This window comes from Methyloversatilis sp. RAC08 (assembly GCF_001713355.1).
In the GTDB taxonomy this organism is placed as follows: Bacteria; Pseudomonadota; Gammaproteobacteria; order Burkholderiales; family Rhodocyclaceae; genus Methyloversatilis.
Map to the genome: position 1 here is coordinate 2,430,238 of NZ_CP016448.1, position 13,418 is coordinate 2,443,655.

The following is a 13,418-nucleotide window of genomic DNA, read 5'->3' on the forward strand; positions in this document are numbered from 1 at the left end:
GAGCGCGCAGCCATGGCCCGCTTCTTCATCACCCGCCCGATCTTTTCGGGCGTCATTTCCATCGTGATCATGATTGCCGGTCTGGTGGCGTCGCTGTCGCTGCCGGTGGCTCAATACCCGGAGATTTCGCCGCCAACCGTCATCGTCACCGCGACCTATCCGGGCGCCAATGCGGAAACGCTGTCGCGCACGGTCGCGGCACCCATCGAGGAACAGTTGTCCGGCGTTGAAGGCCTGCTGTACTTCAACTCGACGTCGACGTCCAACGGTACCGTCAGCATCACGCTCACCTTCGAAGTCGGCACCGACCCCGATACCGCGCTGATCGCGGTGAACAACCGCATTTCGGTCGCTGAATCGCGACTGCCGGAAGACGTGCGGCGCAACGGTCTGGTGGTGCGCAAGCGCTCGAACAACCTGCTGATGATCGCTGCGCTCAAATCGACCGATGGGCAGCGCGATACGCTTTTTCTGACGAATTACGTCGCGGTGAACGTGCTCGACGAACTGCGCCGACTGCGCGGCGTCGGCGACGCGATCGCCTTCGACGCGCCATACGCGATGCGCGTGTGGCTCAAGCCCGATGTGATGGCACGCCTGGGCGTCGCCACCTCCGACGTGGCGGCGGCGATCCGCGTGCAGAACGCGCAGAACGCGGCCGGTCGCATCGGTCAGGAGCCGGTGCTCAACGGTCAGCAGCTCACCTATACGGTCAGCGCCAAGGGTCGTCTGCTGAGCATCGAGGAATTCGAGAACATCCTGCTGCGCGCCGATGGCCCGGGCGGCGTGGTGCGCCTGAAGGACGTCGCGCGCATCGAGCTTGGCGCGGAGAACTACGACCGCACGACCAAGGTGAACGGCACGCCGGTGTCCGGCATGGGCATCTACCTGCAGTCCGGGGCCAATGCGCTGGAAGCAGCGAATCTGGTGCGCGCCAAGCTGGATGAACTGTCGGCGCGGCTGCCGGACGGGCTCGAATTCATCATTCCGAACGACACCACGCGCTTCATCCGTGAATCGATCAAGGCGGTTGCACACACGCTGCTCGAAGCCACGGTGCTGGTCGTGCTGGTGGTGTTCGTGTTCCTGCAGAACTGGCGCGCCACGCTGATCCCGCTGATCGCGGTGCCGGTGTCGCTGGTCGGCACCTTCGCCGGATTGTGGATGTTCGGCTTTTCGATCAATACGCTGACGCTGTTCGCCATGGTGCTGTCGATCGGCATCGTCGTGGATGATGCCATCGTGGTGCTGGAAAACGTCGAACGGCAGATGCGCGAATTCGGCCGCACGCCGAAGGATGCGGCGCTGGAAGCGATGCGCGAGGTGTCCGGCGCGCTGGTCGCCATGGTGCTGGTGCTGGTTGCGGTGTTCGTGCCGGTCGCCTTCCTGGGCGGCATTGCCGGCAAGCTGTACCAGCAGTTCGCCGCCACCGTGGCGGTGTCGGTGACCATTTCGGGCATCGTCGCGTTGACGCTGACCCCGGCCCTGTGCGCGCTGATGCTCAAGCCGCACGACGGTGAATCGAAAATGTTCCGGCCGTTCAACCGCGGCTTCGACTGGCTCACGAAGGTCTACACCGGCACGGTGTCGCTGACGCTGCGTCATGGTCTGATCAGCGTGCTGGTGGTCGGCCTGCTGTTCGCCGGCGCCGGCTTCATGTTCCGCGTCGTGCCGGGCGCCTTCGTGCCATCGGAAGACCAGGGCTATCTGTTCGGCTTCGTCACGCTGCCCGATGGCGCGTCGGCCGAGCGCACCGAACAGTCGTTCGAGAAGCTGCGCAAGGTGATCAACGACGAGCCGGCGGTCGAAAACCTCTTCATGGTGCGCGGTATCGATTTCATCACCGGCAACAACCGGTCGAGTGTCGCCATGATGTTCGTCGTGCTGCGTCCATGGGACCAGCGCACCGAAACCGCCGACGACCTGCAGAAGAAGATCGCCGCTGCCGGCATGAAACTCAGCGATGGCATGGGACTGATCTTCAATCCACCACCGATTCAGGGTCTGGGTACGGCAGGCGGTTTTGAAGCTTACGTTCAAGCGCGCGAAGAGGCCGATCCGCGCAAGCTCGCCGCCATCACCACGCAGCTGCTCGACGCGCTGAAGGCGCGGCCTGAGCTGACCGGCATGAACAGCTTCTTCCGCGTGTCCTCGCCGCAACTGGCGGTCGAGGTGGACGAGGCGAAGGCGATCGCGCTCGGCATTCCGATCGATGCGCTGTATTCGACGCTGCAGGCGACGATGGGTACCCTGTACGTGAATGACTTCAATCGCTCGGGCAAGACCTACAAGGTGCAGCTCGGCGCCGATGCCGCCTACCGCATGAAGCCGGAAGATCTGGGCAAACCGTATGTGCGTGCGACTACCGGCGCAATGATTCCGCTGTCGGCGGTGATCACCGTGAAGTCTGTCGTCGGTCCGGAGATGGTCGAGCGCTTCAATGGCTTCATCGCCGCCAAGATTCTCGGCAATACGGCGCCGGGCCGCAGTTCGGGTGAGGCCATCCAGATCGTCGAAGAGGTGGCGCGCGATATCCTGCCGGCGGGCTACGCACTCGAATGGACCGGTCAGGCGTATCAGGAAAAGCGCACCGGTCTTACCTCTGTCATCGCGATGGGCTTCGGCATCATCATGGTGTTCCTGATCCTTGCTGCGCAGTACGAACGCTGGTCGCTGCCGCTGGCGGTCATCCTGGCGATTCCATTCGCCATCCTTGGCGCCTTGCTGGCGGTGTGGGTGCGCGGCATGCCGAACGACATCTACTTCCAGATCGGGCTGGTCGTGCTGGTCGGGCTGGCCGCGAAGAACGCCATCCTGATCGTCGAGTTCGCGGCGCAGAAGCAGGCCGAGGGCATGAGCGCAATCGAGGCGTCGCTCGAGGCGGCACGGCTGCGCTTCCGCCCGATCTGCATGACCGCGCTCGCCTTCATCCTCGGCGTCGTGCCGCTGGTGATCGCCACCGGCGCCGGTGCATCGGCGCGCCGTTCGATGGGTACCGGCGTATTCGGTGGCATGCTGGCCGCAACCTTTGTCGCGACGATCTTCATCCCGCTGTTCTACAGCTGGCTGAGCGGCCGCAAGTCGGCAGCGCGCAACACAGTATCTCCGGAGGCGGTGCAATGAAGACTGCATTCCGCACTCCGGTCCTGACGATGCTCGCTGCGTGGCTGCTGTCCGGCTGTATGGTCGGCCCGGATTACGTACGACCGGAACTGCCGCTGCCCGCGCGCTTTGCGGCGTCGGCCGACGGGCAGCCCCAGGTCGCGGTGGCGCGCGGCTGGTGGAAGCTGTTCAATGACGACACGCTGAACGCGCTGGTCGACCGCGCGCTGACCGACAACAGCGACGTGCAGCGCGCCGTCGCGCGTATCGAACAGGCCGATGCGGTACTGCGCGAAGTCGGCGCGGCGCTGTTCCCCGACGTGGGTGTGGGCGCCGCCGCGAGCCGCTCGCGCATCAGCGGCGTGGGTACGCCACTCCCGACCGGTGCGCCGCTGTACCGCAACAACTACCAGGCCGCGATCTCGACCTCGTTCGAGATCGACTTCTGGGGCAAGCTGCGCCGCGCCAGCGAGGCGGCGCGGGCGCAAGCGCTCGGCACCCGCTATGCAAAGGACACAGTCGAGCTGACGCTGGTGAGCCAGCTGGTCGGCAGCTATCTGAACCTGCGCGCACTCGATGCCCAGCTCGCGCTGTCGCGCGACACGCTGACGACGCGGCGCGACAACGCCGCCATCCTGCGCACGCGCGCAGAGCGCGGGCTGACCAATGATCTCGAACTGCAGCAGGCGCTGGGCGCGGTCGCGGCCATCGATGCGCAGATCGCCGATCTGACGCGCAGTCGGGCCATTGCCGAAAACCAGCTCGGTCTGCTGAGCGGTCAGCTCGATCTGTCCATCGCGCCCGGAGACCTGCGCACGTTGCCCTTGCCGCTGCAGCCGCCGGCCGGCCTGCCGTCGTCGCTGCTCGACGCGCGGCCGGACATCCGTCAGGCCGAAGCCGATCTGGCTGCAGCCAGCGCGCAGATCGGCGTGGCGAAGGCGGCGCTGTACCCGTCGATTTCACTGACCGGCAACTACGGCTCGCAAAGTCGCGAACTGTCCGACCTGTTCAGCGGCCCGGCCAATATCTGGTCGCTGGGCGTCGGACTGGATCTGCCGCTGTTCGACGCCGGTCGGCGCAGTGCGCGCGTCGATCAGGCCAGTGCGCAGCAGAAGCAGGCGCTGGCGAGCTATGTGTCCGCAGTGCGCAGTGCCTTCACCGATGTGCGCGATGCGCTGGTGGCGGGCGAGCAGTACGCGCAGAGCGTGGTTGCGCTGCAGGCGCAGTTCGACGCCGCGGCACGCAGTTTGGCGCTGGCGCAGAAGCGCTACGACGCGGGCTATTCGCGCTATCTGGAAGTGCTCGATGCGCAGCGAAGTGCGAATGACGCATCGCTCGCGCTGGTGCGGGCACGCCAGTCACAACTGGCCGAAGTGGTGAATCTGTATGTCGCGCTCGGCGGCGGCTGGGCCGACGCGACCGCGGAGCAGGGCAAGGCCGCAGCGGCCTTACCCTGATTTCCAGCCAGTCCGGCTTGTCGTTTCAGCCAGCGAGCGCGCTCAGTACCCGGCGCTCGTCGGCCGGCTGTTCCTTCGTCGGCCGCGAGGCGTCCTTGCTTGCCGTGGTCAGCGACTTCACGTCGCCCGATATCTCACCGCCCTCCTCGATCAGGATGGAGCCATAGCGGATCTTGCCGCTGACCCGGCCGGTCGCATGGACGATGAGCCGCTGGCGCGCGGTCAGTTCGCCATCGAAGTGACCGTGGATTTCCGCGATGTCGATGCCCACCGTACCGGAGTACGCGCCGTGCTCGGCGATGCGGATGACGCGGCTGTCCATCGTCGCTTCGACGCGGCCTTCCACCACCAGCGTGTCGCAGTCGAGAATTTCCGCGCCCTTGAGCTTCACGTCCGGCCCGACGATGAGGCGGCTGCCCTGTTCTGTCGAACCCGCACTGGCCGTTTCACGGGCGGCCGGCGTGGCGGTGAGTGAGGCAGGGGTGTCGCCGGAGAGCGACACTGGCGGTGCGCTGGCTGACTGCGCAGCCGGCAAGCCACCTGACAGGGAAGGTTGACCGCCCGGCCGCAAGGTACGGCCAGTCTGGTTTTCGGCGGGTTTCGGGAACGGACCGGGTTTGCTGTTGAACATGCGTTCTCCTTGAATGATCGGGCCATCGAAGCGGTGCCCGACAGCATTCAGCAATGCTTGTGCCCGGAGAAAAATATCCAATTTGTTCAATGGCTTGAGAAGCTTTCGAGCGGGTGGATGTACGCAATCGCCGTTCGTCTGTCGCCTCGGCACGACAACCCCAAGGCGAACCCGATGCAGATCATGCGCTTGCCATTTACTTTATTTTGCATTTGCTTACGACGGCTTACCGCGCGGGCTCTGCGCCCTCCCTAGACTCGCGGCTCCATCTTGGCCGTACTTCGTCCGCGCATGCCGCACCTCTCCTTCCGCAGCACCCTTTTCATCACTGTGCTGCTGATCGCCGGCGCGCTCGGCGCAGCGGCCGGCAGCGGCTGGATGATGCTGCAGGACTTCGCGCTCGCCAGCAGGCAGGCAGGCGTCAGCGCCCTCAAGCTGTCGGCTGCAATGCAACAGATCGACGAACGCAGCGCCGACATGGAGCGCAGTGCGCGCCAGTACGCAGTGCTGCAGGCGCCAGCGCTGCGCGAACGCTTCGACGAGGCCTACGAGCAGGCGCAGACCGCGCTGGTCGACATCGAAGCCGAATTGCCTGTCTCAGCCGCCACGACGCAATGGCTCGAACGTGCCGGCCGGCTCGCCGCCGGATTCGAGCAGACGGTGCCCCCGACGGACGCGGTCGACGCAGAATCGGATCTGGCCAGCGTCAACGACCGGCTGGCGGCCGCAGTCCGCAGCCACATCGACCAGCGCAACACCACGCTGCTCGATACGCTGGAACGCAGTCGCGACCGGCTCGCCCTGCAGATGCTGGCCGCTGTCGTGCTTGCGATGTTGCTGGCGCTGGCCATCGGCTGGTGGATATTGCGACCGCTGAAACACGTCGAACGAGCGATCACGCGACTGGGCGAAGGCAGTTTTGCGTTACCGGTGGCGGTCAGCGGGCCAGCCGATCTGCGTCAACTGGGCGACCGGCTGGAATGGCTGCGCCAGCGCATGGCTGAGCTCGAAACGCACCGCAATCGGGTGCTGCGCCATGTTTCGCACGAACTGAAGACGCCGCTCGCATCGCTGCGCGAAGGCATCGCGCTGATGCAGGACGGCGTGCTCGGCGGCCTGAACGTGGAACAGCTCGAGGTGAGCCGCATCCTCGACACCAACGCGCGCGCGCTGCAGGAACGCATCGAGCAACTGATCGGCTATAACGCCACGCAATTCGACGCACAGCATCTCGACCTGCGTCCGACCGCATTGCGCGCGCTGGTGCGCGACGTCACCGCCGACCTCAAGCTGCAGGCCATGGTGAAGGACGTGCAGATCAACGTGTCGGGCTACGCGCCGCCGGTGCGCGGCGACGCCGCCAAGCTGCGCATCGCGCTGAGCAACCTGATCAGCAACGGCATCGCGTTCAGCCCGCATGGCGGTACGGTTCGGCTTGAGTTGAGCGCCGATGAACAGAACGCCCGCATCGATTGCATCGACGAAGGACCGGGTGTTGCGCCGGACGAGGTCGATCGCATCTTCGAACCGTTTTTCCGTGGCACCCGCCGCGCACCGCGACCGGACAAGGGTAACGGCCTTGGTCTGGCCATCGTGCGCGAGTTCATCGCCGCCCACGGCGGCACGGCTTGCGTGATGCCGGCCGACCGTGGCGCCCACTTCAGGATAGAACTGCCTCATGCCCCTCAAGCCGTCTGATCCCGCCCGCAGTTCCGCGCTTCCATTTGCGTACCTGCTGATACTCGCCGCGCTGCTGAGCGGCTGCGCCGCGACATCGACGCCACCCATCGGCGCAGTGCCGGGACCTGCACCGGTACAGCCTGAAGTCCGTCCGCACCCGATCGAGTCGTCGCCGCTGCAGCAGGCCATGCAGGCGGCGCACCCGCGCACCGGCAATGCCGCCCGCGCGAAGGCGATGCTCGAAACCTTGCTTGCGGCGACGGACGATGCGTCACGCGCGCAGCATCCGTACGCGCGCACCCTGCTCGACCAGATCAATGAACGGCAGCGGCTCTCCCAGCTGGCGGAGCGCACGAACCAGCAGCTCAAGGACAGCCAGCTGCGCACCGATGAGCTGCAGCGCAAGATCGACGCGCTGGCCGACATCGAACGCACGCCACCGGCCCGCGCACCGAAGCGGGCGCTGGCACGATGAGCGGCGCGCACCGGCTGCTACTTGTTGACGACGATACGGGTCTGTTGCGTCTTCTGTCGATGCGGCTCAAGGCCAGCGGCTATGCGGTAAGTACCGCGGAAACCGCAGAAGCAGCGCTGTTGCGGCTGGCGGTCGAACGCTTCAGTCTCGTGGTGTGCGATGTGCGTCTGCCCGACCGCGATGGCCTGTCGCTGTTCGGCGACATCCGCCATCAGCATCCGGCGCTGCCGGTCATCCTGCTGACCGCGCACGGCACGATTCCGGACGCCGTCGAAGCGACCTCGCAAGGCGTTGCCGGCTATCTGACCAAACCTTTCGACAGTGCGGTGCTGCTGGCGCAGATTTCGCGCGCACTCGAGCATGCGGCGCCGCCCGGCGCAAGTGCCGCCATCGACGAAGCCTGGCGCGCCGACCTGATCAGCCACAGCGCGCGCATGAACACGCTGCTCGACGAAGCCCGGCTGATCGCGGCGTCCGACGCCAGCGTGCTGATCCGCGGCCAGAGCGGCACCGGAAAGGAATTGCTGGCTCGCGCCATCCACCGCGCCAGCCCGCGTGCAGCGGCGCCATTTGTCGCCATCAACTGTGGTGCGATTCCCGAAGCGCTGCTCGAATCCGAACTGTTCGGCCACGAGCGGGGCGCCTTCACCGGCGCAACCGTGCGCCACACCGGCCTGTTCCGCGCAGCGCACGGCGGTACGCTGTTCCTCGACGAGATCGGCGACATGCCGCTGGCGCTGCAGGTGAAGCTGCTGCGCGTGCTGCAGGAGCGTGTGGTACGCCCGGTCGGTGCCACGCAGGCGGAGGCCATCGACGTGCGCATCGTGTCGGCCACCCACTGCGACCTCGACGCCGCACTTGATCAGGGCCAGTTCCGCGAAGACCTCTACTACCGCATCAATGTCGTCAGCCTGATGCTGCCGTCGCTCGACGAGCGGCGGGAAGACATCCCGCTGCTCGCCGATCACTTCCTGCGCACGCTGGCGAAGAAGTACGGCAAGCCCCTGACCGGCTTCGCGCCCGATGCGCTCGAAGCGCTGGCCACTGCGAGCTGGGCCGGCAATGTGCGTCAGCTGCAGAACGTGGTCGAACAGGCGTGCGCGCTGGCCACCACGGCACTTGTGCCGCGCGCCCTGGTCGACCGGGCGTTGCGTGTGAAGCCGATGGAAGCGCTTGGCTACGCCGAAGCCAAGCAGCGTTTCGAGCGCAACTACCTCGTGCAGTTGCTCAAGCTCACGGCCGGCAACGTGAGCGATGCGGCGCGCATCGCCGGGCGCAACCGCACCGAGTTCTACCGGCTGCTGCAGCGCTGCGGACTTGATCCCGTGCTGTTCCGCAACGACGCAGCGGACGCGGCAATCGGCCGCCCGGGCTGACCGGGCCAGTGTCGCCTCAGAGCGACGCCAGAGCTGCAACCGGAATTGTCAACAATCTGATTTAAAAGGAAAAAGCGCGTTGGCGCGACATCTGCTTGAGGATCAGGCAGGTGTTCCAGCTACACGACCGGATCAAAAGGAGGAGACCTCATGATCACCCGACAGCGCATCGTCACCGTATTGACCACTACCGCCATCGCCTACTCGATCTGTTCGCCCACCCAGGCAGCAGGTCTGGTGGGTGCCGCGCGCCTGCAGGCGCACGAGCCGGTCACCGGTGATGTCGACCGCTCTTTGCAGAACGCGATCCAGATCGCCCTTCGAGCCGACCGCGCGCTCGATGGCATTGATGTTGCGGTGTCTTCGCACGCCGGCGACGTGACCCTGTCGGGTACCGTGCGCGATGCCGCGCAACTCGCCCGTGTGCTGCAGACCGCCCTGTCAGTCGCCGGCGTGAGGCGGATCGACAATGCGCTGGCCGTGGCAGAAGAACGTCCGGGCGATCCGGCGTGAAAGCGACTTCTTCCGCTTTTCCTGAAATGGAAAAGCCCCAACCGCGCAGGGCTGGGGCTTTTGTGTCTGGTGGGCCCCCCGAGAGTCGAACTCGGCACCAACGGATTATGAGTCCGCTGCTCTAACCAAGCATGAGCTAGAGGCCCGGCAAGGGCGCGTACTATATCAAAGCGCCTTGGGGTTCGGACAACCGGACATCTGGATGGCGTGTCCTGTGGAGGATGCAGCGCGGCATGTGGCCGGATTTCGAAGGCGGATCGATCGTCGACCTGATGGACAGCGTGGTGCGTGCGCGTGGCGGCACTGCAGCGGGGCAGGGTTTGCGCGAGGTCGTGACGTCGGGCTGGCGCGATGCACGCACCGTGCTGCTGCTGGTGCTCGACGGGGTCGGCATGGCGCAGCTGGATCTGCTGCCGGACGACAGCTTTCTGCGGCGCCACTGTGCGCACGCATTGACATCGGTTTTTCCTTCCACCACGGCGGCGGCGATCACCACCTTCATGACGGCGCGTGCGCCTGCGGTGCACGGTTTGACCGGCTGGCACGTGCGTTTCGACGAACCCGGCCTCGACGGTCGGGTGCTGGCCATCCTGCCGGTCACGCCGCGCGGGCCGCGCGATGCGTCGGAACTGGCGCTGGCACCGGACGATGTGCTGACGCGGGTGTGCCGCACGCCATCGATGTTCGCTTCGCTGCCCGGCGACAGCTGCGTCGTTTCGCCAGCCGACATCGTCGATTCGCCGTTCAACCTGCGGCACAGCGCGGGGGCGCGGCGCATCGGCCATGATGGTTTTTCGGACATGCTGGACCAGATCGATCGCGCGCTGCGAGCGCCGTCACCGCCGTCCTACCTCTATGCCTACTGGCCGGATTTCGATCATTGCGCCCATCAACTCGGCGCGGCGTCCGACGAGGCGCGAGCCCTGCTGCGCGCGGCCGATGCCTCACTGGGCAGCTGGGTGCAGGCGCAGCCACGAAGCGACACATTGCTGCTGGTGACCGCCGACCACGGTTTCATCGATGGGCCGCCGCAGCGCCTGATCGAGATGGAGGAATTTCCATTCCTTGCCGATTGTCTCGCCGGTCCGCTGTCCGGCGAGCGAAGGGCGGTGTTCTGTCACGTGAAGCCGGGGCGCTTGCGCGATTTCGAGCGAGGGTTGCAGGCACTTGATCACGCCTGCACCGTGTGGCGATCGGCCGATCTGCAGGCGGCCGGGCGGTTCGGGCCGGGCGCGGCGCATCCTGGGTTGCTGTCGCGCATTGGCGACTTCACGCTGGAAATGCGTGACGACTGGACGCTGCGCGACACGATGCCCGGCGAGCGCGGGCATCGCCTCGTCGGCGTCCACGGCGGGACGCACGCCGATGAAATGCGGGTGCCGCTGGTTCAGCTGGTGATATAGCTTTCGAGTTGCCGGATCAGGAACTGCTGGTAGGCGATGGTTTCCTTGACCATATCGCCGATGGACACGACGCCAACCAGTGCGCCGGCGTCGTCAAGCACCGGCAGGTGACGGATGCGTTTGTCGGTCATCAACTGCATGGCGTCATCCACCGTGTTGGCTGGTGCCACATGGATGAGCTTGCTCGTCATCACCTCGCGCAAGGGTGTCGTCGAAGAGCTTTTGCCTTCGAGCACCACACGCCGGGCGTAGTCGCGTTCCGAGAAGATGCCGGCAAGCCTGCCGGCATCGGTCACCAGCACAGCGCCGATACCGTGCTCCGCAAGCAGGCGCAATGCATCCAGCACCGTGCGATCTGCCTCCATGGTCGCGACCGGGGCGGTTTTGCCTTCCAGTACCTGAGCTATCGTTTTCATGGTGCTCCTCCCTGTTGTCGATCAAGACTCCGGATGAGGATGCACCCGAAATCAGGTCTCCGTGTCGAGGAAGCTGCGCAGCTTCTCCGAACGCGACGGATGGCGCAGCTTGCGCAGCGCCTTGGCTTCGATCTGACGTATGCGTTCGCGCGTCACGTCGAACTGCTTGCCGACCTCTTCCAGAGTATGGTCGGTATTCATTTCGATGCCGAAGCGCATGCGCAGAACCTTGGCTTCGCGCGGCGTCAGGCTGTCCAGCACTTCCTTCGTGATGTCGCGCAGACTGGCGAACAGCGCGGCGTCGGTCGGCGCCAGCGTTGCGGTGTCTTCGATGAAGTCGCCGAGGTGGGAATCATCATCGTCGCCGATCGGCGTCTCCATCGAGATCGGCTCCTTGCTGATCTTCAGGATCTTGCGGATCTTCTCTTCCGGCATTTCCATGCGGATGGCCAGCGTCGCGGGATCAGGCTCGGAACCGGTTTCCTGCAGGATCTGACGCGAAATGCGGTTCATCTTGTTGATCGTTTCGATCATGTGCACCGGAATGCGGATGGTGCGCGCCTGGTCGGCGATCGAACGCGTGATGGCCTGGCGGATCCACCAGGTCGCATAGGTCGAAAATTTGTAGCCGCGGCGGTATTCGAACTTGTCCACCGCCTTCATCAGGCCGATGTTGCCTTCCTGGATCAGGTCGAGGAACTGCAGGCCGCGGTTGGTGTATTTCTTCGCGATCGAAATGACGAGCCGCAGGTTGGCTTCGGTCATTTCGCGCTTGGCGCGGCGCATCTTGGCTTCGCCGGTGGACATCTGCTTGTTGATGTCCTTGAGTTCCTTCAGCGGCAGGCCGATGCGGTCCTGGATGTCGATCAGCTTGCCCTGTTCCTCGATGATGGCCGGCGCGGCGCGCAGCAACTGCGCACCATTCGACTTGGCGGCCGTGATCTCGCCCTTCAGCCAGTCGATGTTCACCTCGTTGCCCGGGAACACCTTGATGAAGTGCGAACGCGGCATGTTGCCCTTGTCCACGCACAGTTCGAGGATCTTGCGCTCGTGCTTGCGCGCCGACTCGACCATGCCCCGCACCGAATCGCACAGCTTTTCGATCATGCGGGCGGTGAAGCGGATGTTCATCAGTTCGTCTGACAACTGCTTCTGCAGCTTCAGATAGATCTTGTCCTGCGAGCCCTTCTTGTCCAGCGTCGCCTGCATCTTGGTGTAGAAGGCGCGGATGTTCTCGAAGCGCTCAAGCGCGTCGGCCTTGAGCTGGATCAGGGAAGCGCTCATCGCGCCGGCCTCGTCTTCCTCTTCCTCTTCGTCGTCTTCGCTGTCCTCTTCAACTGCCGGCTCCGGTGCCGCGGCGGCTTCTTCCTCCACCGCATTCGGGTCGATCAGGCCGTCGATCAGCTCGTCGATGCGCATTTCCTCGCGCGCCACCTTGTCTGCCATGTCGAGGATTTCGGCAATCGTCGTCGGGCAGGCGGAGATGGCCTGGATCATGTGGCGCAGGCCGTCCTCGATGCGCTTGGCGATTTCGATCTCGCCCTCGCGCGTCAGCAGTTCGACCGTACCCATTTCACGCATGTACATGCGTACCGGATCGGTCGTGCGACCGAATTCCGATTCCACCGTGGACAGCGCCTGTTCGGCTTCTTCCTCGACTTCCGATGCATCGACCACAGCCGGGGCGTTCTCGCCCATCAGCAGGTCTTCCGATGCCGGGGCTTCATCGAAGACACGGATGCCCATGTCGTTGAAGGTCGAAATGATCGACTCGATCTGCTCGGCATCGACGATGTCGTCCGGCAGGTGGTCGTTGATTTCGGCGTAGGTCAGGTAGCCGCGTTCCTTGCCGAGCGCGATCAGCGTCTTCAGGCGCAGGCGGCGCTGGTCGGCGTCCATCGGCAGTGCATTTGCAACGGCGCCGGCTGCCTTGGCAGCTTTCAGTTCCTTCGCCTTGCTGGCGGCGGTGGCGGCCTTGGCTGGCTTTGCGGCGCGTGCCGCGGCGGGCTTCGGTGCGGCTGCTTCAGTCGGGTTGGGGGCGGCAACAGGTGTTTCTTCGACCGCTACCTGCTTGCGTGTATCCTTCGACTTGTCCTTGGCGACCATGTAATTCCTCAGATCTGCGTGTTACCAACGATCTTCCGACCATCGGAATATCGTCCGCCGGCATCGATGAGACACCCCGCGATGTGGCGGCCCGGAATGCTGCAAGGGCATCCGGCTAACGTTTTGCGATTCGCGCTACGGTTCGGCTCGCTCTACGGTTCGAGTACGTTGCGCCCGACGAGTTCGGCGGTGCCCGGAAGGGCGCCAGCGCCGCAGACGAACGTTCAATAGGGGAACCCGTCATTATACGTGTTTTAGG

The 13,418-nt window shown here is 65.0% G+C and carries 10 protein-coding genes and 1 tRNA gene; 7 read left to right on the plus strand and 4 right to left on the minus strand.

Going from position 1 to position 13,418, the window contains the following annotated elements:
* Positions 1–12: 12 nt before the first annotated feature.
* Positions 13–3,123 (plus strand): efflux RND transporter permease subunit, encoded by a 3,111-nt coding sequence (locus BSY238_RS11230; protein ID WP_069039222.1) that lies wholly within the window; start codon positions 13–15, stop codon positions 3,121–3,123.
* Complete coding sequence (locus tag BSY238_RS11235) at positions 3,120–4,559, plus strand: efflux transporter outer membrane subunit (RefSeq protein ID WP_069039223.1); 1,440 nt, start codon at positions 3,120–3,122, stop codon at positions 4,557–4,559. The genes BSY238_RS11230 and BSY238_RS11235 overlap by 4 nt, the downstream gene beginning before the upstream one ends.
* Before the next feature lie 25 nt (positions 4,560–4,584).
* Here BSY238_RS11235 and BSY238_RS11240 read toward each other — a convergent pair whose 3' ends face one another.
* Positions 4,585–5,190, minus strand: a complete 606-nt coding sequence (locus BSY238_RS11240) for a bactofilin family protein (RefSeq protein WP_069040625.1) — start codon at positions 5,188–5,190, stop codon at positions 4,585–4,587.
* A 270-nt stretch (positions 5,191–5,460) separates the two neighbouring features.
* On the opposite strand from BSY238_RS11240, the gene BSY238_RS11245 reads away from it, so the two are divergent.
* The 4 genes from BSY238_RS11245 (at position 5,461) to BSY238_RS11260 (ending at position 9,234) form a co-directional block, all read left to right on the plus strand.
* Positions 5,461–6,888 (plus strand): HAMP domain-containing sensor histidine kinase, encoded by a 1,428-nt coding sequence (locus BSY238_RS11245; RefSeq protein WP_223300102.1) that lies wholly within the window; start codon positions 5,461–5,463, stop codon positions 6,886–6,888.
* Complete coding sequence (locus tag BSY238_RS18135; RefSeq protein WP_083224026.1) at positions 6,869–7,345, plus strand: hypothetical protein; 477 nt, start codon at positions 6,869–6,871, stop codon at positions 7,343–7,345. The genes BSY238_RS11245 and BSY238_RS18135 overlap by 20 nt, the downstream gene beginning before the upstream one ends.
* Positions 7,342–8,721, plus strand: a complete 1,380-nt coding sequence (locus BSY238_RS11255; protein ID WP_069039225.1) for a sigma 54-interacting transcriptional regulator — start codon at positions 7,342–7,344, stop codon at positions 8,719–8,721. The genes BSY238_RS18135 and BSY238_RS11255 overlap by 4 nt, the downstream gene beginning before the upstream one ends.
* Positions 8,722–8,871: 150 nt before the next feature.
* Entirely contained in the window at positions 8,872–9,234 is a 363-nt protein-coding gene (locus tag BSY238_RS11260; RefSeq protein WP_069039226.1) for a BON domain-containing protein, read from the plus strand.
* A gap of 67 nt (positions 9,235–9,301) precedes the next feature.
* Here BSY238_RS11260 and BSY238_RS11265 read toward each other — a convergent pair.
* Positions 9,302–9,380 (minus strand) — tRNA-Ile (locus BSY238_RS11265).
* Positions 9,381–9,467: 87 nt separating this feature from the next.
* Between BSY238_RS11265 and BSY238_RS11270 the strand changes: the two genes are divergently transcribed.
* Positions 9,468–10,637: an alkaline phosphatase family protein gene (locus BSY238_RS11270; RefSeq protein ID WP_083224145.1), complete on the plus strand. Its 1,170-nt coding sequence runs from the start codon at positions 9,468–9,470 to the stop codon at positions 10,635–10,637.
* On the opposite strand, the gene BSY238_RS11275 is transcribed toward BSY238_RS11270, so the two are convergent.
* Together BSY238_RS11275 and rpoD are read right to left on the minus strand one after the other, a co-directional pair.
* A complete protein-coding gene (locus tag BSY238_RS11275; protein ID WP_069039228.1) occupies positions 10,622–11,053 on the minus strand; it encodes a CBS domain-containing protein in 432 nt (143 codons plus the stop codon). The genes BSY238_RS11270 and BSY238_RS11275 overlap by 16 nt on opposite strands.
* A gap of 51 nt (positions 11,054–11,104) precedes the next feature.
* The gene (rpoD, locus tag BSY238_RS11280; protein ID WP_069039229.1) at positions 11,105–13,159 is read right to left on the minus strand and encodes an RNA polymerase sigma factor RpoD; all 2,055 of its coding nucleotides are present in this window, start codon (positions 13,157–13,159) and stop codon (positions 11,105–11,107) included.
* Positions 13,160–13,418: the final 259 nt, after the last annotated feature.